Origin of the sequence: Bacillus sp. FSL K6-1000, from assembly GCF_038630785.1 — a bacterium.
Lineage (GTDB): Bacteria > Bacillota > Bacilli > Bacillales > Bacillaceae > Bacillus > Bacillus safensis.
The window spans coordinates 625,309-646,250 of the sequence record NZ_CP152042.1; the positions used below are offsets into that span (position 1 = coordinate 625,309).

General features: G+C 40.5%; 19 protein-coding genes and 1 other annotated feature (1 of these 20 running past the window's edge). Of the genes, 11 read left to right on the forward strand and 8 right to left on the reverse strand.

Going from position 1 to position 20,942, the window contains the following annotated elements; genetic code table 11:
* Positions 1–656 precede the first annotated feature (656 nt).
* From MHI46_RS03115 to MHI46_RS03130, 4 genes are all read left to right on the forward strand, one after another.
* Entirely contained in the window at positions 657–1,109 is a 453-nt protein-coding gene (locus MHI46_RS03115; RefSeq protein WP_342503094.1) for a MarR family transcriptional regulator, read from the forward strand.
* Between the two features lie 21 nt (positions 1,110–1,130).
* Positions 1,131–1,649 carry a GNAT family N-acetyltransferase gene (locus tag MHI46_RS03120; protein ID WP_342503095.1) on the forward strand — a complete coding sequence of 173 codons (519 nt, stop codon included), beginning with the start codon at positions 1,131–1,133 and terminating at the stop codon, positions 1,647–1,649.
* Between the two features lie 20 nt (positions 1,650–1,669).
* Positions 1,670–2,281 carry an FMN-binding negative transcriptional regulator gene (locus MHI46_RS03125; protein ID WP_342503096.1) on the forward strand — a complete coding sequence of 204 codons (612 nt, stop codon included), beginning with the start codon at positions 1,670–1,672 and terminating at the stop codon, positions 2,279–2,281.
* Positions 2,282–2,451: 170 nt separating this feature from the next.
* Positions 2,452–2,889 carry a hypothetical protein gene (locus tag MHI46_RS03130; protein ID WP_342503097.1) on the forward strand — a complete coding sequence of 146 codons (438 nt, stop codon included), beginning with the start codon at positions 2,452–2,454 and terminating at the stop codon, positions 2,887–2,889.
* A 48-nt stretch (positions 2,890–2,937) separates the two neighbouring features.
* On the opposite strand, the gene MHI46_RS03135 is transcribed toward MHI46_RS03130, so the two are convergent.
* Together MHI46_RS03135 and MHI46_RS03140 are read right to left on the reverse strand one after the other, a co-directional pair.
* Positions 2,938–3,405: a hypothetical protein gene (locus tag MHI46_RS03135; RefSeq protein ID WP_285605134.1), complete on the reverse strand. Its 468-nt coding sequence runs from the start codon at positions 3,403–3,405 to the stop codon at positions 2,938–2,940.
* 124 nt (positions 3,406–3,529) lie between these two features.
* Entirely contained in the window at positions 3,530–4,204 is a 675-nt protein-coding gene (locus MHI46_RS03140) for a hypothetical protein (protein ID WP_041108738.1), read from the reverse strand.
* 209 nt (positions 4,205–4,413) lie between these two features.
* On the opposite strand from MHI46_RS03140, the gene MHI46_RS03145 reads away from it, so the two are divergent.
* Positions 4,414–4,782, forward strand: coding sequence for an RlpA-like double-psi beta-barrel domain-containing protein (locus MHI46_RS03145; protein ID WP_024424478.1), 369 nt, complete (start codon positions 4,414–4,416; stop codon positions 4,780–4,782).
* 71 nt (positions 4,783–4,853) lie between these two features.
* Positions 4,854–5,903 carry a hypothetical protein gene (locus MHI46_RS03150; protein ID WP_342503098.1) on the forward strand — a complete coding sequence of 350 codons (1,050 nt, stop codon included), beginning with the start codon at positions 4,854–4,856 and terminating at the stop codon, positions 5,901–5,903.
* A 214-nt stretch (positions 5,904–6,117) separates the two neighbouring features.
* On the opposite strand, the gene MHI46_RS03155 is transcribed toward MHI46_RS03150, so the two are convergent.
* The 3 genes from MHI46_RS03155 to gabP form a co-directional block, all read right to left on the reverse strand.
* Positions 6,118–6,489 carry a carboxymuconolactone decarboxylase family protein gene (locus MHI46_RS03155; protein WP_039176890.1) on the reverse strand — a complete coding sequence of 124 codons (372 nt, stop codon included), beginning with the start codon at positions 6,487–6,489 and terminating at the stop codon, positions 6,118–6,120.
* 273 nt (positions 6,490–6,762) lie between these two features.
* Positions 6,763–8,295, reverse strand: a complete 1,533-nt coding sequence (locus MHI46_RS03160; RefSeq protein ID WP_149125936.1) for a multicopper oxidase domain-containing protein — start codon at positions 8,293–8,295, stop codon at positions 6,763–6,765.
* 97 nt (positions 8,296–8,392) lie between these two features.
* A complete protein-coding gene (gene gabP, locus MHI46_RS03165) occupies positions 8,393–9,781 on the reverse strand; it encodes a GABA permease (RefSeq protein ID WP_024424482.1) in 1,389 nt (462 codons plus the stop codon).
* Between the two features lie 482 nt (positions 9,782–10,263).
* Between gabP and MHI46_RS03170 the strand changes: the two genes are divergently transcribed.
* The 5 genes from MHI46_RS03170 (at position 10,264) to guaA (ending at position 17,357) form a co-directional block, all read left to right on the forward strand.
* Positions 10,264–11,163 (forward strand): cation diffusion facilitator family transporter, encoded by a 900-nt coding sequence (locus tag MHI46_RS03170; protein ID WP_342503099.1) that lies wholly within the window; start codon positions 10,264–10,266, stop codon positions 11,161–11,163.
* A 102-nt stretch (positions 11,164–11,265) separates the two neighbouring features.
* A complete protein-coding gene (locus tag MHI46_RS03175) occupies positions 11,266–12,228 on the forward strand; it encodes a MoxR family ATPase (protein WP_039176899.1) in 963 nt (320 codons plus the stop codon).
* Complete coding sequence (locus tag MHI46_RS03180) at positions 12,225–13,415, forward strand: DUF58 domain-containing protein (RefSeq protein ID WP_342503100.1); 1,191 nt, start codon at positions 12,225–12,227, stop codon at positions 13,413–13,415. The genes MHI46_RS03175 and MHI46_RS03180 overlap by 4 nt, the downstream gene beginning before the upstream one ends.
* A gap of 9 nt (positions 13,416–13,424) precedes the next feature.
* Positions 13,425–15,629: a transglutaminase domain-containing protein gene (locus MHI46_RS03185; RefSeq protein ID WP_342503101.1), complete on the forward strand. Its 2,205-nt coding sequence runs from the start codon at positions 13,425–13,427 to the stop codon at positions 15,627–15,629.
* 186 nt (positions 15,630–15,815) lie between these two features.
* The gene (gene guaA, locus MHI46_RS03190; RefSeq protein WP_024424487.1) at positions 15,816–17,357 is read left to right on the forward strand and encodes a glutamine-hydrolyzing GMP synthase; all 1,542 of its coding nucleotides are present in this window, start codon (positions 15,816–15,818) and stop codon (positions 17,355–17,357) included.
* 88 nt (positions 17,358–17,445) lie between these two features.
* Here the strand turns inward: guaA and MHI46_RS03195 are convergent, their stop codons facing one another.
* From MHI46_RS03195 to MHI46_RS03205, 3 genes are read right to left on the reverse strand one after another with little or no spacing between them, the layout of a single operon-like run.
* Positions 17,446–17,922, reverse strand: a complete 477-nt coding sequence (locus tag MHI46_RS03195; protein WP_058837864.1) for a YbaK/EbsC family protein — start codon at positions 17,920–17,922, stop codon at positions 17,446–17,448.
* An 18-nt stretch (positions 17,923–17,940) separates the two neighbouring features.
* On the reverse strand, positions 17,941–18,996 hold the full coding sequence (locus MHI46_RS03200; protein ID WP_247544666.1) for an AraC family transcriptional regulator: 1,056 nt from the start codon (positions 18,994–18,996) through the stop codon (positions 17,941–17,943).
* Positions 18,997–20,658 (reverse strand): 2-isopropylmalate synthase, encoded by a 1,662-nt coding sequence (locus MHI46_RS03205; RefSeq protein ID WP_342503102.1) that lies wholly within the window; start codon positions 20,656–20,658, stop codon positions 18,997–18,999.
* A 55-nt stretch (positions 20,659–20,713) separates the two neighbouring features.
* Positions 20,714–20,942, reverse strand: a binding site (T-box leader) (it continues 35 nt past the right edge of the window).

Sequence of the window (20,942 nt, forward strand, 5' to 3'; positions counted from 1 at the left end):
AAAGATTATTTTGTTTTAATTCACTCCAAATAAATGTAATAAATGAAAGAGCGTAAAAAATACGCTTAATAATGGTTACTGTAGATAAAATGGGTAAGGAAAAACTCCTTACCCATTGCTCATAAAAATGCTCATATTTTTGCTCATAGTCTTTTTTTCTTCGATTTTAAATTATTTTAAAAGGAAGAGGAAAACCTTAATATATCAATGATTCTATTATTCTATTTTTTTCTATTCTATAACTTGTTGAATGGGCGGAATGATGTAAACACCCTCGAAAACCCCTTGAAATATAGGGGTTTTTGTTATGTCTTCATGATTTTGGTCACATGCAATAAAAAGTATCAGGGATGATGAATTGAAACCCTTACTGCTTCTCAATCGTTAAAATATGAGCAAGTGATTTCATGGGTCTTTACCGATATGGTATTTTAAAAAGAAAAGCGGTGATCATATGGGCTTCACTACGTGGGTGGCGATTATTGTTGCACTGGCTGTCGTGTTTGGATTGTTTGGATCGAAGAAGCGTGATAAATAAGGAAAGAGTTGAAAACCCACTTCCGATTAAGGAGTGGGTTTTTGTTGCAAATACAACTTTTATCAGTTATATTAGCTATAGTTAATTGTTGTAAATACAACAAAGGGAGTTGAAATACATGAAAGAAATATTGCGGGAGATCGGTGTGATAGCTCGCGCACTTGATTCCATAAGTAATATTGAATTTAAAGAGTACGATTTAACGAAGGGGCAGTATTTATATCTTGTGCGTATTTGTGAGGAGCCTGGTATCATTCAGGAAAAGCTGGCGGAAATGATTAAGGTGGATCGAACTACGGCTGCTCGGGCTATCAAAAAGCTAGAACTGCATGGGTTTATTGAGAAAAAGAATGATCGTGTGAATAAAAAAATCAAAAAGCTGTTTCCAACTGAAAAAGGGGAAGCGGTCTACCCAATGATTAAACGAGAACATGATTATTCGAATCAAGTGGCGCTGGATGGGTTTTCTAAGGAAGAAGCGGAACAGATTTATGAGTATCTTCTCAGGGTGCGAAAGAATATAGAAAAGGACTGGGAAGATGTGAAAAAAGGGATAAAGAGGGACTACTAATTAATAAGGAGGGACGAATTTATGACCGTCACTTTCATTCGGTGTAATGAACAACATGTAAAGGAGCTTCAGAAAATTGGAACCGATACGTTTAAAGAAACCTTTCTGGATCAAAACAAAGTGGAACATATCGAAGCTTACGTGAAGACAGCTTTTCACCTAAACCAGCTTTTAAAGGAATTACAGCACCCTTCATCACAGTTTTATTTTGTTCAAGTGAATGGGGAAGTAGTTGGTTATTTGAAGATCAATATGAATGATGCCCAATCAGAAGAGATGGGCAATGACGCGTTAGAGATTGAAAGAATTTATATCAAGCAGTCCTTTCAAAAGCAAGGGTTAGGCAGATATTTAATCGATCAAGCCATTGAAATTGCGAAAAATCATCATAAACGGGATGTTTGGCTTGGGGTGTGGGAGCACAATAGAGCGGCCATCGCTTTCTATCAAAAGCTTGGGTTTGTTCGAACAGGGGGGCACGCCTTTCTCATAGGGGACGAAGAGCAAATGGATTTCATTATGACCAAAACATTGAGCTGATCAAAAAGGAGGAAGGGTACATGCATATCCCATCATTTTTTCGAGTGAAAGATATGGAGAAAATCAAATCATTTATTCAATCTCATTCATTTGCTACAGTTGTGACGACAATGAATGAAAAGCCCATTGCGACACATATTCCAGTGAGTTTTCATCAAGTTGGAGATTCGTATGTGATCTCGGGGCATATGGCGATTGGGAATCCTCAGTGGAAAACGTTTGAAGAGAGCGAGAAGACGCTCGTCATCTTTCAAGGGCCGCATGCCTACATATCTTCTTCATGGTATGAAAAAGAAGCAGTACCAACATGGAATTACCAGGCTGTTCATGTTTATGGAAAGGCGGAACTGCTTGAAAAATCGGAACTGGTTAAGGAATTAACCACAATGCTGGAGACATACGAAAGTCACAGAGAACAGCCGATGCTATGGGATACGTTGTCTGAGGAACTGTTAGAGAAGCAAATGAAAGGCATTGTAGGCTTCAAAATCATTATAGATGAAGTTCAGGCTGCTTTTAAATTAAGCCAAAATCGCCACGAAAGGGATTATGCCCGCATCATTGAACAGCTGGAAGCAGAGGGTGAAGTGGAAATGGCTGAGGCGATGAAAGAAAGATTAGAAGAAGTATGAGAAAAGCACTCTGATGTTCAAGAGTGCTTTTGTTGTTTTGAGAGATATGAGATTTCATAGATCATACTGTCACATTTTCTTTAAAATTACATAAAAAAATCCACTATTTCCATAAAAGATCAGATCAATTCCTTATAATAAAGGTATCTGAGAATGGGGAGTGAGTCGAGATGGACCAAAACTTGCTGCAAATGAATCTAGTAAGATCAGAGGGCGAATTAACGGTTGTGAATATTTCTTCTACAGAGATTGGTGCGCTATCAAAAGAAACAGCGGAGCGGATTTTACAAACGAAGGATACGGATTATATTCATCAGCTGATGTATGTTCCGATTGAAAAGAAAGAAGATTTGAATTGGTTGATTCAAAGTGTCGGAGAGGCGTTAGACGATGAGGATGAAGATGACGCTGCACTTGAATTCGCTGATTTGCTCTATTTCTTTGTCATTCCGTTATATGAGGAGTATATAATGAGAGATCGTCATTTGTATGAGTATTTAGAGGATTTGCTGGTACGTTTAGCATCAAGGGCTCACTCAGATATTCACGCACTGGTCGATGTTATGAGAGACGATTTAACCGAGATGAACATTAAAAAAAGCTTGTAGATTGCTTCTCTACAAGCTTTTTTAGTTATAAAAAAATCCATCAAACAGTTATTGGGCTCTTTCCCAAGTGATTTTTGTTTCATTTGTTGTTTTCTTTCCTTTTGCCAGCACTTTGCCGTTTTCTTGTTTCACGGTGATGTTTAGGTCATAAAAGGAATAGAGGGCGCCGAGGCTGTCATTTTCCGGTTTATGCAGATTGTTTTCTTTTTCAGTTGATGCTCCAATGGCCAGCGTTTTGGCAAAGTTTAAACCGATGACTTCAGCGTAATCACTATTGGTATCAGAGGAAGCTGTTACGTTTAAAGAAATGATTTTTTTCTTTTGATCCACGGTGATGTCAGTGTCTTTGATGAGTTTAGACTGCTCCATCACTTCTTTCGTTTCCTTTTGAATGCGTTCATTAATTGTTGGAAGTGTCTTCGTTTCTGTTTTTTGTTCTTTCGTCGTATTTGAGCAAGCTGCTAGGATACAGAGAATTACAGCTAGACTCATGAAAACAAGTAGACTTTTTTTCACGTTCGATCTCCTTTTTTCTTCGAAGTATGTATGCTTATGTTACCACGAATCCTTGTTTTGATTAAAAGAGAAGTGTTGATAAGCTGTGAACAATAAAAAGCACCCTCTACCGGGCGCTTTATTCTTATTGTGCTGAAAGGCTTGTACTTAATGGGATAGAAGAAATGACGGTAAATTTAGGAGCTGCGGCACCGGATTCTAAATTTTTACGTAAAAGCGATGATTTGATTGACCCATCCCAATTTTTATAAACACTTCCTGATGTATTTGCACGAAGCTGTACATTCGAAAAGCTTGCTTGTGAATAGCTGTTTGTTCCATTATCCTGTACGCCGTGTACCATTTTGACAACATCAAGGTTTTTCAGACGGCTAGGGTTGTAAACAGGCTGCTTATAGCGCAATTTCCCATTGACATATAGTGACACCGTACCATCACCATTGTTAATAAGCTTTAAGTTGACGCGTGCGCCATCTTTAATACTTGAATCGTATTCGCTGTTCCAGTATTTACTGCCGCCTTGTGAGCCGCTGCCCAGAAAGACCTTATAGCCAGAAGACGTTTTTGAAATACCGCTCTCTACAACGGCAGAGCCGAGACCGAGATACCAGTCCGCATAGCCGTTTTTAATGGTGGCTGTTTTCGGCAGGACAATATCGGCAGAGATACCTGACCATTTGGCTTCATCCGTTTGTGTCACAATGGCGCCGTGACGAGGACTAGCCGCTGAGGCAGGAAGGCTTGAAAACATCAAAACGAAGGCCAAACTTACAATCAAAACAGTGAACCACTTTTTCATGAAAATTCCCCCTTAAATTTAATTCACCTTCATTATATAAAATGAAAGAGGGGAGCTGCTTACAATGTTCTAGCTGATTTTGGCAGTATTTATGAACGTAATCGGTCATAAAGTGGTCAACTTGTATTTGAATTGTAATGTGTCTGTAAAATAACTGGGTTCATCTTCATGTATAATAAGTGCAGAAACCAAAAACGGAGGATTTCTTAATGAATAAAAAGCTTATCACGACAATCGTAACAGTAGCTAGTTTATTTTTAGCATTCAGTTTCTCACATGGAGCAAGTGCAAAAAAAGTAAGCGGCAATATTACTTGGTATAATGGTGTCGGCAAAAAAGGCGCAGATGGAAAAAAACTCGGTCATTGGGATGCAGCAACTAAAATGGGCTTTGACGTACCGAAAAAAGGTACAAAACTAAGAGTGACAACAAAAGCGAAACCACATAAAGTGATTACAGTATATAAATATGATGTAGGCAGAATGCCAAATGCTGTACTAGACGTAAGTCCAAAAGCATTCAAAGCACTTGGGTATAAAACAAGTAAAGGTGTCGTAAAAGGGCATTACACTTATTAATACATAGGCATGCAAAGAAGCGGGAAAAGTTCATTTTCTGGCTTCTTTTCTTGTAGAGAGGGTCTGAAAGAATGAAAAAATCAACATGGTGGATCATCACAGTCGTTGGCGTCGCAGTGATTGCGGCAGTTATTTTCTTCATGATGAAGCCGGGGCAAGAGGCAAAACATGCAGGGAAAGTCAAAACAAACCAAGATGCAAAAGACGAATTGCTCGTTTCATTTACAGATCAAAAGTTAAACAATACTTATTACTTGCATGATCGGGCACTTCATACGGAGAAACTGACAGCATATCCTTCGATTGCTTATGATTCTACGAAACAGGTTTTATATTACACGTATACAGATGAAAATACGCAAAAGGTGAGTATTCGGGAATTAAAGGTGAAATCTGAAGAAGAAAAAACACTGTTTACGAGTGATGATTCCATCGACAGTATGAGGCTGTCTGGTGATGGGAAGAAGTTATTTCTTAGGTATAACAAGGAGTCTGGAGAGCAATTTTATGTCGCGTCTTTTGATTTGAAAACACACAAAATGAAGGAGCTGTATCCAGAAAAAAGCAAGGACGATACGGTGAGTTCTTTTGCATATGATCCGACTTCAAATGATTTGGCGATCCAGCATTATTCTTTAAAAGAAGATTATCAAAAAACCGATGAGGCGAATGAAAAGGGCAGAGATCCTGAACCAACAACCATGAAGATCACCCTTCAAACAGGTGAGAAGGGGAAACGCATTGCACGCATCTCACAAACGATCAATGATATCTCATTTTCTCCAGATCATAAGAAATTGATTTATACAGAAGTAAAGGTTCGTAAAGAAAAAGAAATATCCTCTATTAAAATGCTTGATGTAGAAACAGGAAAAACGACGACACTCGTTAAAAACAGTCAGGATGTTCATATTTTAAGTGCTGCACAGCCGCAATTTTCTACGGACGGGTCGTCTGTTTATTTCTTAGGTGTTGCAAAAAACGCAAAAGAATTAAAGGATGACACTGGACGAAAAGCGAAGGTAAGAACGATCTTTGAATACAATATGAAGAAGAAAACAGTGGAAGCCGCTTGGGAGAAGGATGGCGGAATCATTAACAATTTCACTGTCAATCGATAAAGGAAACGTTCAGTTATTTATATAACTGGACGTTTTTTTATTTTGTCACTTGAAATGCTGGAGAATTGGTGAGTTTATAGGAAGAAAATCAGCTTTTAAACAGTGATAAGAGTGCTATTTTCATATTTTGCTTATGTGACAGAGAAAAAGAAAAAGAGTAATATGAGTGAACATAAAAAAACGAGAGGACTGATGACATCTCGTTTTCTCTGTTTTATTTGTTTTCATCTAATAAGTTTTGAAAGATAAACAGGGCATTAATGGAGTGAGGGAAGCCAGCAACCTTTGTACAGTGTTTAATAATCTCCATAATTTCTATGACAGAAAGTCCAATATGTAATGCTTGTTCAAAATGAGTCTTTAAGTCTTCATCACAATCGCCTTTTGTGATGAGGGAAGATAATGTGCTGATGGCCTTTTGTTTTTCATCTAATATGAAGTGGTTGAATTCTTTTTGTTCACTGAGTTCAATGGTTAGTTGTTCAATGTTTGACCGAATGCTCTCGTTCTCATGAATTGAAAGCTTCTCTCTGTTACCTGCCGCTGTTTCTTGTTTGACCTGGCAAGTTTCTTTTTCTTCATTCAAATTGAACTCCTCCGTTTGTTATCGCAATTTTCCATTTGTTCGTTCATTATGGCTTATGTGCCTTTTGATAGATGTAATGGGTATATAGTAGTATTATCGGTTTGCTGCGTCAACTTTTTAAGTATGGAACGCTCTTCAAAGGAATGATTCATGCGATTTATTTTTCCATGTTGAAATGGATCATAAAAGGGCTAATGAATGGATGTCCGTTAGCCCCTTTGTAATTAGCAGTTTCATAAGTTCTACGCATTTAGCGGAAGAGTGGTTTCATTTTTACTGAATGATATCCATCGGCCTCATCATGTCATAATCTTCATGTTCTAAAATATGACAATGCCACACATACCGGCCGCTGTATGGAACAAATCGAGCAACGATCCGAATGACTTCACCTGCATGCGCCTGAATGGTGTCCTTGTAGCCTTGTTCATGTAAAGGAGGCGCTTCGTTTGGTCCGGTATACACGATTTCTCCTGTCGATTGATAGACTTCTGTATCAAATGGTCTTCTGTCTAAAACCCTAAATTGAACAAGATGCAAATGAATAGGGTGTGTTCCTCTGGTTGGATTGACAATAGACCAAACCTCTAGACTGCCAAGACGAGGATTTTCTGTGACAGGGTCATTCCAAAATTGGTTATCGAGCAATAGGATAGGGCGGCCGTATTTATCCTGTGTGCCGGTAAGTGTGAGTGTACGCTCTCTATCAGCTCGACTTGGCCGAAGCGGTGGCAGCGGTTTGAAAATCGGACGTAATGTTTTAGGTACTCTCCCTTTTAGCGGACGTGTGACTTTGAATTGCATAATGTTCGCATCTGTTTCAGGATTCACATCCTGTCCGCAGCCGGCTGTATTTTTGAGAGTGATCGTTTTGTTTTCGTAAGCTGAAAAGTCGATGATGACATCGAAACGTTCAGCAGGCGCGATGCTAAAGGATTGATGGCGAACGGGTCTTGGCAAAAAGCCCCCATCGGAACCAATTTGCAAGATTGTAGCGTCATTATCTAGATGCAGCTCGTAAGTTCTAGTATTGGACGCATTTAAAATACGAAAACGGTATTTTCGCGGCTCTACTTCTAAATATGGCCATACTTTTCCATTGACTAAGATCGTTTCTCCACAAAAAAAGGGCACGATGGATGGGTCTGGTATGTCACTGTCCTCTGGCGTATCGTTTGGTCTGCTAGGATAAAACAGTGAGCCATCCTCCTGAAACGTACGGTCCATAATCATTAAAGGAATGTCATAGTCATCTTTCGGAAGCTCTAAAGACTTTTCAAATGCATCTGAGATCAAATAAAACCCAGCTAAACCGGCGTACACATTTAGTCGTGTCAATGCCATCGCATGATCGTGATACCATAATGTGCAGGATTGCTGATGATTTGGGTAGACGTAAGTCTCTCTTTCAAAAAAAGGACCGGTTGCTTCAAAGTCCCGTGAAAACCAGGCCTCTGGGTAGCCGTCACTGCTTGCTGGTGTGACGCCGCCATGCAGATGAACGACTGTTTTCACCTCTGGTTCATCGTGATGACCGGAGTGGATGGTGTGATCGACAGGCAGAAAATGTTTCAATGGCAATTTGTTCATCCATTTCACTTTGACCTTTTCATTTCGATTAGCTTTAATGGTTGGTCCAGGCAAGCTGCCATTATAGGTCCATAGCTTGGTTGGCGGTAGGTCTCTATGAACTTTTAAGAATACCTCCTCCATAGCAATTTCATAATACGTTTGTCTTGGGTTCTTTTTGACGGGCTCCGCGACTTCTGGAATTGGAAGCTCGTCAACAAATTTTTCTAGGTTCATGTTGACTAATCCTCACTTAAATTCAATTTGATACAGTATAAGTGCGGACATCCAAATAGGTGAATAAAATAAAAAAACCCGCTTTTCAGCGGGAGAATTACGGGTGTTTATTTTCAAGCGCCGCATTTGCAGGCACTTTTTTATTCGGTTTAAAGATGAAATAAGCAGCCAGTACGCCAAAGGTAATGATGCTCGTCAAAATGAGCTGTGGCCGCATGGATTCGATAAACAGCATCGATGCCAAGATGGCGCAAATGACCAAAATGGTAAAGTACGTGAGGTATGGGAACAGCCACATTTTGATTTTGAGCTGTTCTGGATTTTCTTTTTCGATTTTGCGTCGCATTCTTAATTGTGAAACGGCAATGACCAAGTAAACAAGAAGGGCAATGGCACCAGATGCGTTGACTAAGAACAAAAAGATGGTTTCAGGATAAAAGTAGTTCATCATGACGGCAATGTAGGAAAAGAAGGTACCTGCGACTGTAGCCGCTACAGGAACACCACGTTTGCTGATTTTCATAAAGCGTTTCGGCGCTTCGCCTCTTTCTGCTAATGAATAAAGCATTCTGGACGTTGTGTACAATCCGGAGTTTAAACAAGATAGAACAGCTGTTAAGACAATAACGTTCATGACTTGAGCGGCTGATGGAACACCGATGTATTCTAATACCGCAACGAACGGGCTTGTTAAAATACTTGCGGAATTCCACGGAAGCAAGGTGACAACGACAGCAATTGATCCGACATAGAATACGATAATACGCCATACAACAGAGCGTGTGGCTGTCGTCACAGATTTGACTGGGTCTGCTGATTCACCAGCCGCTATGGCCACAATCTCCGTTCCCATGAAGGAAAAGATGACGACGACGATTCCGAGTAACACAGAGCTGAATCCATTTGGAAGGAAACCGCCGTTCCCTGTTAGATTGGCAAGACCTGAAGTATGATGACCTCCAAAACCAAAGATAAATGCAAAACCAATGAGTAGAAAGAGAATGATGCTGACGACTTTAATCAATGAAAACCAATATTCAAATTCGCCAAAAGATTTAACAGAAAAGATATTTGTTAATGTTAAGAGGATTGTGAGGATAAGACTTGTGAGCCAAACAGGTGCATCTCCATACCAATATTGAATAATGGCAGCACCAGCAATGGCTTCGATGGCAATGACTATCACCCAGAAGAACCAGTAAAGCCAGCCGATTGTAAAACCGGCCCATGGACCGATAGCATCGCTCGCATATTGTGAGAAAGAACCGCTTGTCGGATAGGCACATGCCATTTCTCCGAGCATTCTCATAATAAAGATCACCAGAAGTCCGGCAAAAGAATAGGAAAGAATGGATCCAGGCCCTGCAGAATGAATGACAGCGCCGCTACCAACAAATAGCCCTGCCCCAATGACCCCAGCAATGGAGATCATCGAAATATGTCTTGTTTTAAGGTTTTTTTGAAGACCGTTTGTCATGTTGGACATTTCTTTACCTCCAAACATTTCTCATGAATAGAGAATTTGTTTTTAGAATATTTTAAATTTTATCACACTGAATTGTCATTCAGCATTGGACAGGTTATCAAACTGACATTTCAAACCTCTTAACATGATGTTAAAAAGTATAAAGGATTTGAGAGATTATGTTCCCTCTTTTCCTTCGGATGATTCTTAAAATAACATAAAAAAGGGGGTGGGGAAGTTGTGTCACAAAATAAAATTATTCTGATAATTTCCCCAAGGAGAGAGATTTGACGATATGTCCATTTCGAAGAGAATTGGAAAAAGGTTGATAGGAGTAGGTCTTGAGGTCATTTGACCTTGTAAAAATAAGTTTACTTAGGTCAACACATTTCTATTTATCCTATTTTGCTGACATAAGCGAATCATGTTGCTGTAGACCCACACGGGCTTTGCTTTGTAAGATAAATAATAGAAAAGTGATGTGTGAGGAGGCGCGGTTCGACATGGAGCGCTATAACGAATTAAGACAAGGTGAAACGGGTGCTTGGGTCAGCATCATTGCCTATGTGATCTTATCTGCGGTCAAACTCATTATTGGATACGTGTTTCATTCAGAGGCTCTTTCTGCAGATGGATTGAATAACACGACGGATATTATTGCATCCCTTGCTGTGTTGATTGGGCTGCGTATTTCTCAAAAGCCGCCTGATGAAGATCATCCATACGGTCATTTTAGAGCGGAAAATATTGCGTCTCTTGTGGCTTCCTTTATCATGATGCTTGTTGGGCTTCAGGTTTTGCTGAGTGCAGGGAAGTCGCTCTTCTCATCTGAGCATCAAACGCCGGATATGATCGCGGCTTGGACGGCAGCAGGAAGTGCTGTTGTGATGTACGGTGTGTATATTTATAACCGCAATCTGTCCAAACGGATCAATAGCCAGGCACTTCATGCGGCAGCTGCTGATAATAAATCAGATGCGTATGTGAGTATTGGAACATTTGTAGGAATTATGGCTTCTCAATTTCAGCTGGCATGGATTGATACGCTTGCAGCGTTTGTCATTGGCTTAATTATTTGTAAAACTGCGTGGGAAATTTTCAGAGATGCCTCTCATTCGTTAACAGACGGTTTTCATATCAAAGATATGTCTAAATATAAAGAGACCATTGAAGCAACACCAGGAGTGGGCGATTTAAAGGATATTAAAGCGCGTTATCTTGGAAGTACAGTCCATGTGGATGTAGTGGTTGAGGTCGAGCCCAACTTGAACATTGCAGAAAGCCATGATATTGCAGATGAAATTGAACGCAGATTGAAACAGGAGCATGATATTTTACACTCTCATGTTCATATGGAGCCAGCAAGTGAGCCGAAAGAAGAGAAGAAGTCTTTTCCATCGTGAGAAGGCTTCTTTTTTATACGTGCTGATGTTATATGCAAATGCGTGTTGTATGGTAAAGTTAGACTATATGAAATTTGACAGAAACGTGATAGGAGGATCAGGATGGCATTTGAAGAACCGATGCATTCAGATTTACAAAAAATCGTAGATAACATCAATAAAGTCATGGTTGGGAAAAAAGACATTGCGATATTAAGCCTTGTTGCGATTTTGGCGAAGGGGCATGTGCTGCTAGAGGATGTGCCTGGTGTAGGGAAGACGATGATGGTTCGTGCTTTGGCAAAATCCATTGGCTGTGAGTTTAAGAGAATCCAATTCACTCCTGACCTTTTGCCTTCAGATGTAACAGGCGTGTCGATTTACAATAAAAAGACGAATGAATTTGAATTTAGGCAAGGACCGATCATGGGGCAGATTATTTTAGCTGATGAGATCAACCGGACCTCTCCTAAAACACAATCAGCATTACTTGAAGCGATGGAGGAAGGCAGTGTCACAGTGGACGGAGAAACGATGCCGCTTGCGGATCCATTTTTCGTCATGGCGACGCAAAATCCAGTGGAATATGAAGGGACTTATCCGCTGCCAGAAGCGCAAATGGACCGGTTTTTATTCAAGCTGCAGATGGGATATCCGACTATGCTCGAGGAGCTGGAGGTGCTCAACTTGCAGGAGAAGCAATCCCCGATTGATACGCTCCAAGCTGTCATGACAAAGGAACATATCCATGCGTTGCAGCAGGCTGTTCAAACCATTCATGTGGATGCATCCATTAAAGAATATATTGTTGAAATTGCTCAAGCGACGCGTAAACACCCATCTGTTTATCTAGGTGTCAGTCCAAGGGGATCGATCGCCTTGATGAAAGCGGCACAGGCGTATGCGCTTTTGAATCAGCGCGATTATGTGATTCCTGATGATGTACAGTATTTGGTGCCTTATACATTACCGCATCGTATGATTTTGACATCAGAAGCGACATATGAAGGGAAGAAGGCGGAGACACTGCTGCGACAAATGCTAGAGCAAATTGGCGTGCCAGTTCAAAAGTCGATGACTCAATGAAGTCACGTCATCGTTTAGCAGTTTCATTATGGTTACGGGTGATGATGCTCATCATTCTCACTGCGGCAGCCTTTTGTTATGCCATGTTTCAGGGAGGGTTTGTGAGCTGGTTCCTTTTTTATGCATTTTTACCATATGCTTTGTATGCATTGCTGTTTGCGCTCGTACCGCTTCGCGCGACAGCCAAGAGAACATTACAGCAAACCCGCTTGAAGGCGGGGGATGTGCTGTCCGTTGACCTTGAAATCAAGCGGACACATCCATTTCCGTACGTTTACGTCATGATAGAGGATGCTCCGCCAGACACCTTTCATTTACAGGAACAGATTGAAATGAAGCAAATGCTGTTTCCTTGGTTTCGCAAAACATGGAGATTTTCTTATCAATTGAACGATATTCCGCGGGGAGAGCATCATTTGACAGCAGTTAGAATCAAAACGGGTGATATGTTTGGGTTTGTTGAAAAAGAAATCATCATTCCGCTAGAGAAAAAGCTGCTTGTCTACCCAAAAGTGCTGGATATCCCTGTAGAGCCTGCTGAGTCACTGAGTGAAAATGGAGGCAAAGCGGTTCACTCGTGGTTAAATGAACCGACCCATGTGACAACAGGCGTACGGGAATACCAGCAAGGAGACCGGTTTGCTTGGGTGGATTGGAAGACGACGGCCAGAAGAGGCCAGTTGATGACGAAGGAATTTGAACAGAATCAAGCAAAGGACCTTGTCGTGTTTGCTGATTTTACTGATCAAGCTGTTTATGAAACAGTTGTCTCTATTACAGCATCTGTTCTTCAAACGGCTGTGAAAAAAGGAGTGCCGTCAGGTCTTGTCCCACTAGGAGATCAGCATGCCTTTCGAGTCGATCAAGGAGAACTTCATTTACAGGACATGCTTTATTATTTAACAAGAGTGCAGCATCAGCCTTCCCGCGCACTAGAATATAAACCGTTAGCAGCGAGTGAGTATCAGCATTCAGGAAAATATGTCGTCACAGGTCAGCTGCAGGAGGAGCTTGCGGCAAGTCTCTTTGGAAATCGAAATAGAAAGAACATCACCGTGCTTTTAGTGAAGAAAGCCGTTGACCGTTTGACGACAAACGAAAAACAGCTTGCAGACCGGCTCAAGGCCTCTGGAATACGCATCACCCTTTTATTTGAAGACCGGCTGCACGAAAGAACTGTGAGGTGACAAACATTTATGCTGCATACGCATCTGCGGCAAAGCCGTTTTGAATTGTTCATCTATTATGCTGTAGCTTTTCTGCTGCTATGGGAGTGGCTTCGTCCACTTCAAGATTTTACAGAGACGAGCCATACGTCTTATTTCATCATTTTTATCGGGCTTACGTGTTTGTTTACGTTCTTTCGTCTGAAGTGGTATGTGACGTTTCCTATTTGTGCTGGACTGATTTTGCTCGCCTTATATTTGATCTTTTATCAATCAGCGCCAGGCTATCCGTCTGCTTTGTTTGCTGATATTAAGGATAATATCACATTAATGAGCATGGGCATGTGGAGTGACATGTATCCGTCTTTCCGCACATTGTTGTTTTATATTTTGCTGTGGCTGCTTGTCTACTTGCTTCATTATTGGGTGGTCTATCAGCAGCGTATCTTTTTCTTTTTACTCATGACGATTGTGTATGTCACAATTCTTGATACGTTTACGCCATATGATGCGACCTTTGCGATCGTTCGTATTATGGTATTTGGCTTTTGTTTGCTTGGATTGCTGTATTTCGATCGACTGCGTTCAGCTGAGGGCGTTCGAGTGTCTCAGAAAGCGCGTCTAAAGTGGTTTTTCCCCATGCTGGCGCTCGTCCTTCTATCAGCGTCACTCGGTGCTTCTTTGCCAAAGTCTGATCCGAAATGGCCCGATCCTGTCCCGTTTTTTAAGGCGGTCACGAATCAAGATGGGACAGCCGGGCAGAATAAGGTGGGATATAGTGCAGATGATTCGGCGCTTGGCGGACCGTTTAGTGAGGACCGCACACCTGTCTTTAAATGGAGTGGAAAGGAGCCGACTTATTTTCGTGTAGAAACAAAAAGTATTTACACAGGAAAGGGCTGGGAGGATGCGTCAAATGATACGAAGCCTACTCGGCTAAAGGACGAATCTGTGCCGAATCGGTGGTTTACCGAGCGTGTGAAAACAGAGGTGCATGAAACGAGAGTTGATATAGAATCGGACTATCGATTTAATCATGCTGTGTATCCTATTGGAACGATCATGCTGACGCCAATGGAAAACATTCCGCTGCAAATCATGGGCAAAACGGAGAAAATTGTCCCGTCTATGCAAAACCCTCCCAAAAATTTAGGGAACTATCAAGTCAGCTTTTTATCCCCTACATTTATCCTAGAGGATTTACAGAGAATCAAAGTACCGACAAAGAAGCAGGTGAATGAGCAGGTTGGCCGTGAATACTTGCAGCTTCCATCCTCACTCCCAGAGCGTGTGAAAACTTTGGCAAACAGCTTAACGGAAACGAAGGACAATATGTATGATAAAGCGAAAGCGATCGAGGATTATTTAGGATCTGCCAAGTTTTCATATGAAACGCAAAATGTCGCTGTGCCTGGTCGTAATGAAGATTATGTGGATCAATTTTTATTTGATACGATGATTGGCTACTGTGATAATTTTTCAACCTCTATGATCGTGATGCTTCGTTCGATCGGCATTCCGGCGAGATGGGTGAAAGGGTATACGTCTGGCCAGTTATATGAAACACAAATGGATGGAAACAATGTGTATGAAGTAACCAATAACAATGCGCATTCATGGGTAGAGGTTTATTTTCCAAACAGAGGCTGGGTCACCTTTGAACCGACAAAAGGATTTACAAACCCAGAGACATTTACAAATGAATCCGTTTCAAGTGATCAAACAGATGATCAAAAGGAAGAAGAAAATCAGTCTAGTTCTGATGCAAGTGAAGAAAAGCAGCAAGACCAGCCGCAGCAGCAGGAGACAGAGCAGCCGGCACAACCAAAGGAACAAACAGCGAAGGCAAAGCCAAATATGGTACATGTTGGTTGGGTTGCAGGTTATGCGGCAGGAGCTATTGTCCTGCTTGGATTCATCAGCTGGATGCTTTATCGATTCAGAACAAGATGGCTGCCATTCTTTATTGTAAGAAAGGTGAAACGTCTGCCGGAGGATGAAGCATTCTTCTATGCATATGCGGCTCTATTAAAGCAGCTAGGGCGCAGGGGAATTGAGAAAAAGCCAGGTATGACGCTAAGAGAATTCGCTTCTTTGATCGATGAGAAGGATGGAGATCATTACATGTCAGAGCTGACGCAGCTCTATGAACGTGCGCTTTATCGGCGAGAGGATTCGTCGGCGCTTTGGCAGCAGTCGGCAAAGTTATGGGAAAATTTAATAAACAGGAGATAGTCTTGACCGCGTACCTTCCTGTTGTTAGAATAGGTGAATATTAAAACCTTCTAAAATACATGAAATTGAAGCGTTCGGATGTGAGTCTGGGCGCTTCAAAAGCGTGATTCACACTGAGAGCAGGTTTTCTCCTCTCATTTTTTCTGTGCGTTTATAAAAAACTATATTGGACATAGAGGTGACACCATGACAAATTTAGTAAATGAAATGATTTTGGTTCTCGATTTCGGCAGTCAGTACAATCAGTTGATCACACGCCGTATTCGTGAATTTGGTGTGTACAGTGAGCTTCATCCGCACACTTTAACTGCTGAAGAAATTAAAGAAATGGCGCCTAAAGGAATCATCCTTTCTGGTGGACCAAACAGTGTTTATGATGAAGGATCTTTCCGCTGTGATGAAAAGATTTTTGATCTAGACATTCCGGTTCTAGGCATTTGCTATGGCATGCAGCTCATGACTCACTATTTAGGTGGGAAAGTAGAAGCGGCAAGCCAGCGTGAATATGGAAAAGCAGATATTCATATTAACGGAACACCTGCTTTATTCAAAGACCTTCCAACGGATCAAGTCGTTTGGATGAGCCATGGTGACCTCGTAGTTGAAGTACCAGAGGGCTTTACAGTCGATGCAACAAGTGCACATTGTCCAAACTCAGCGATGAGCTTAGCTGAGAAGAATTTCTATGGCGTTCAGTTCCACCCAGAGGTTCGTCACTCTGAGTACGGAAATGACCTATTGAAAAACTTTGTCTTCGGTGTGTGTGATTGCGATGGCAAATGGTCAATGGAAAACTTCATTGAAATCGAAATGCAGAAAATCCGTGAAACAGTAGGCGACAAGCAAGTATTGTGCGCACTAAGCGGCGGTGTCGATTCATCTGTTGTGGCGGTATTGATCCACAAAGCCATCGGCGATCAGCTGACATGTATTTTCGTTGACCACGGTCTTCTTCGCAAAGGCGAAGCAGAAGGGGTTATGAAAACATTTAGCGAAGGTTTCAACATGAACGTGATTAAAGTAGATGCAAAAGATCGTTTCTTAAACAAGCTAAAAGGTGTGTCTGATCCTGAGCAAAAACGTAAGATCATCGGTAACGAATTCATCTATGTATTCGATGACGAAGCGGACAAGCTAAAAGGAATCGACTACTTAGCACAAGGAACACTTTACACAGACATCATTGAGAGCGGAACAGCAACAGCGCAAACAATCAAATCTCACCACAACGTAGGCGGTCTTCCAGAAGACATGCAGTTCGAATTGATTGAGCCACTCAATACGCTATTCAAGGATGAAGTCCGTGCCTTAGGTTCAGAGCTTGGCATTCCTGATGACATCGTCTGGAGACAGCCATTCCCAGGTCCAGGACTAGGTATCCGTGTACTAGGTGAAATTTCTGAAGAAAAACTAGAAATCGTCCGTGAATCTGATGCGATTCTACGCGAAGAAATTGCCAACTTCGGACTTGAGCGCGACATCTGGCAATACTTCACGGTTCTCCCAGACATCCGCAGCGTAGGTGTTATGGGTGACGCAAGAACATACGACTACACAATCGGTATCCGTGCTGTTACTTCTATTGATGGTATGACGAGTGACTGGGCAAGAATCCCTTGGGATGTACTTGAGAAGATCTCGACTCGTATCGTGAATGAAGTGAAGCATATTAACCGCGTGGTGTATGATATTACGAGTAAGCCGCCTGCTACAATAGAGTGGGAATAATTGTAAAAGAGCTAGAAACCTTTGTGTATCAAGGGTTTCTAGCTCTTTTTTATTTTTAACTGCACTTTTTCCTTCCGTCTTCATGTGTTCATTCATCATTCCATCCCTTACACACATCAATCCATTGTGAATAACCGGAGTGTTTTTCTAATTGTTTTATTGTGAGTTCAATAGCACTGTTACTGCTCCCGCAGGCTGGATAGACTGTCTCAAAACGTTTTAGTGAAATATCTAAATAAACAGAAACGCCATTCTTTGTAGCGAAAGGACATACTCCCCCAATTTCATGACCGACCAAATCAACAACCTCATGAGGAGAAAGCATTTTAGCTTTTGTTTTAAAATATTCCTTGAATTTTTTGTTATCAACTTTTGCATCGCCAGAGGTCACAACTAAAATAGCTTGTCCATTTACTAGAAAGGAGAGGGTTTTTGCGATTCTTTCAGGTTCGCAGCCCAGTGCAGAAGCAGCCAAGTCTACGGTTGCACTAGATACTGAAAATTCTTGAATTCGAGTATCCATATCATATTGTTTAAAATAGTCTTTTACTTGTTTGATGGACATGATCATTTCTCCTCTTTATTATCTATTATTTAATCGATATTGATGTGGTGTTAGGTGATATTTTCTCTTAAATAAACGAATGAAATGTTCTGCATTTTGATAACCAACGGCTGCCGCAATATGATCTACTTGTAAATGGCTGCCAGTGAGCATTTCGCAGGCTTTTTCCATTCTTATTTCTTGTCGAATCTCACGAAATGATTTGCCAAGCTTACGAGCTATATATTTTGACAGATAAGATTGTGAAAGGTTAAATTCCTCTGCCATCTCCTGGATGGTAATATGCTCACAACATTGCTGAATATATTGTAGCATTTGAATCATACGTATATCACTAGATTGTTTGACATGATTGACGTTCATATGACTTGGTTTGAATCTTAATAAAAGACATAATAATATCTCAAACAAATTATTCATAATCAACTGGTAACTAGGGAGTCGATTGTAATTTTCTGTAAAAAGTTGAAGAGAGCAGTCTAGCAAATGTTTATCCAAGTGACTATGGAAAATAAGAATATTTTTATTTTCTTTTATATACAATGCATTCAAAAAGAACTCTGAAATGACATGATTTCCTTTTAACATTTTAAAAAACACTTTTTGAAAAGTACTCTTACGGATCATGATTTGCATGGCGATTGTATTCTCCATTACAATTGGCTTGTGTATTGTGTTAGGTGGGATAAAGGCAATATCTCCTGATTTTAAAGCCATTTTTTTGCCTTCCACTTCTACATACATCTCATTTTCCAGAACATAGATCATCTCAAAGAAATCATGGATAGCCGACAATTGGGGCATAAAACGGCTATACTTTCTCACTTCGATATCTTTCTCCTGATCTAACCACATGGTATCTTCCTTTTCAAATTCATTCTGTCCTTTTAGCAAAAATTCTTCTATATATATTTGTTTATGCATTAGACTGTGTTTATCATAATCCTTCAAAAATAATTGCAATGATGTATTGTCATGCTTTTTCTGTTGGTATTGTTGATAAAAGATTTCTTGTTCGTTATATTCTCTTAAATATTGCATCACTTCATGTTTTTCAAGTTTATCTTTTTCCATCTACATCCAAACCTCTAGTTTATTTACTGCCACCACCAGGGCCTTCACTGTTGCTTCTATAATATCTTTATCAATTCCCGCACCCCAATGCATTTTTCCTTGAGATGAAATTCCAATCTGTGCACAGGCTTTTGCTTCGGAATCCTTGCCCAAAGAATTCTGTTCATAGACTTCCAAAACATACTCGAGATGAAAATATGCTTTTAACGCGTTACTGATGGCATCTAAACTTCCAGTGCCAGTTCCTTGTATGTCAATTTGTTGCTGATCTCTCAGCAAAGTTAAGGTGACTTCCTGCTTATTTCCCTTATTAAATTGATAATCAAGCAGCTGGAAATGAGGGTGAAAATCAACATACTGCTTTTCAAAAACATGATATATTTCTTCGATAGACAATTCCCTATTTGTCTGATCAGATACTTTTTTCGCTGCATATCCCATGGCTTCATTCATTTGATAAGGAAGTTTAATGCCATAATTTGTTTCTAGTATATAGCCTATGCCGCCTTTTCCAGACTGGCTATTGATTCGAATCACATCCGTTTGATAGTTCCTCCCCAAGTCAACTGGATCTACTGGGATATACGGAACGTCCCATTTATCAATATTATTTTCTTTTCTATATTTCATCCCTTTAGATATCGCATCTTGATGTGACCCAGAGAATGCGGTGAAAACCATCTCCCCAGAATAGGGCTGCCTCTCAGGAACAGTGATTTTTGTTAGTTTTTCATATTTTTTACGAATAGCTTCTAGGTTATTGAAATTCAATTTTGGATCATAACCTTGTGAATACATATTCATCGCCAAGGTAATCAAGTCAACGTTCCCTGTACGTTCACCGATACCAAATAATGTACCTTCGACTCTTTCTGCGCCAGCCAGAACACCAAATTCTGCATCACTCACCCCAGAGCCACGGTCATTATGAGGATGAACAGATAATGTCACACTGTCTCGGTAAGACAGATTTTTGTGTATATACTCAATCTGACTTGCAAAGATATGAGGCATTGAATATTCAACTGTTGTCGGAATATTGATGATTGCTTTATGATTTGGTGTCGGTTTCCAAATATCTAAAACACTATTACAAATATCTAACGCATAATCAACTTCTGTTCCTGGAAAGCTTTCTGGACTATATTGAAAATAAATATCACTTGTTGTTTTTTCGGCAAGTTCTTTTACTAAAATAGCTCCATCAATGGCAATTTGTTTAATTTCATCTTTTGTTTTCTTAAATACTTGTCTGCGCTGCGCTTCTGAAGTCGAATTATATAAATGAACAATCGCTTTCGGTACCCCCTTAATGGCTTCGAACGTTCGGCGGATAATATGCTCTCTCGCTTGCGTGATCACCATAATCGTGACATCGTCTGGAATCATATGATGATCAATCAGTGTCCGCAAAAACCTAAACTCTGTATCAGAAGCAGCTGGAAATGCGATTTCAATTTCTTTAAAACCGATCTCTACTAGTAACTGAAACATTTCCAATTTTTCTTCTAAGTTCATAGGAATAGGTAATGCTTGATTTCCATCCCGTAAGTCCACACTGCACCATATCGGAGCACTTTCTAATGTTTCTTTCTTCACCCAATCATAAGTAAGGTTCGGTGGCAAAAAGTATTTCTTTTCGTATTTTTTGTGGTTAAACATGATCGATTCCTCCTGTAATTGGAATATAAAAAAGCCTTTCATCCCCAAGATTTAACTTGGAGACGAAAGACTTCTTCTTACGCGGTACCACCCCTGTTTCATGATAAACAAACATTATCATGCCCTTATTCGGATACAGATTGTTTGATCTTATATCCTTCCCATATAACGGTGGGGTGCCGACCTTAACTACATCAATCCTTTTCATTTCACTAAGGCTACTCTAAGGTGAGTTCCTTGCCTTTTGTTATTGCTTCTCATCAACCAGCAACTTTCTGAAAACA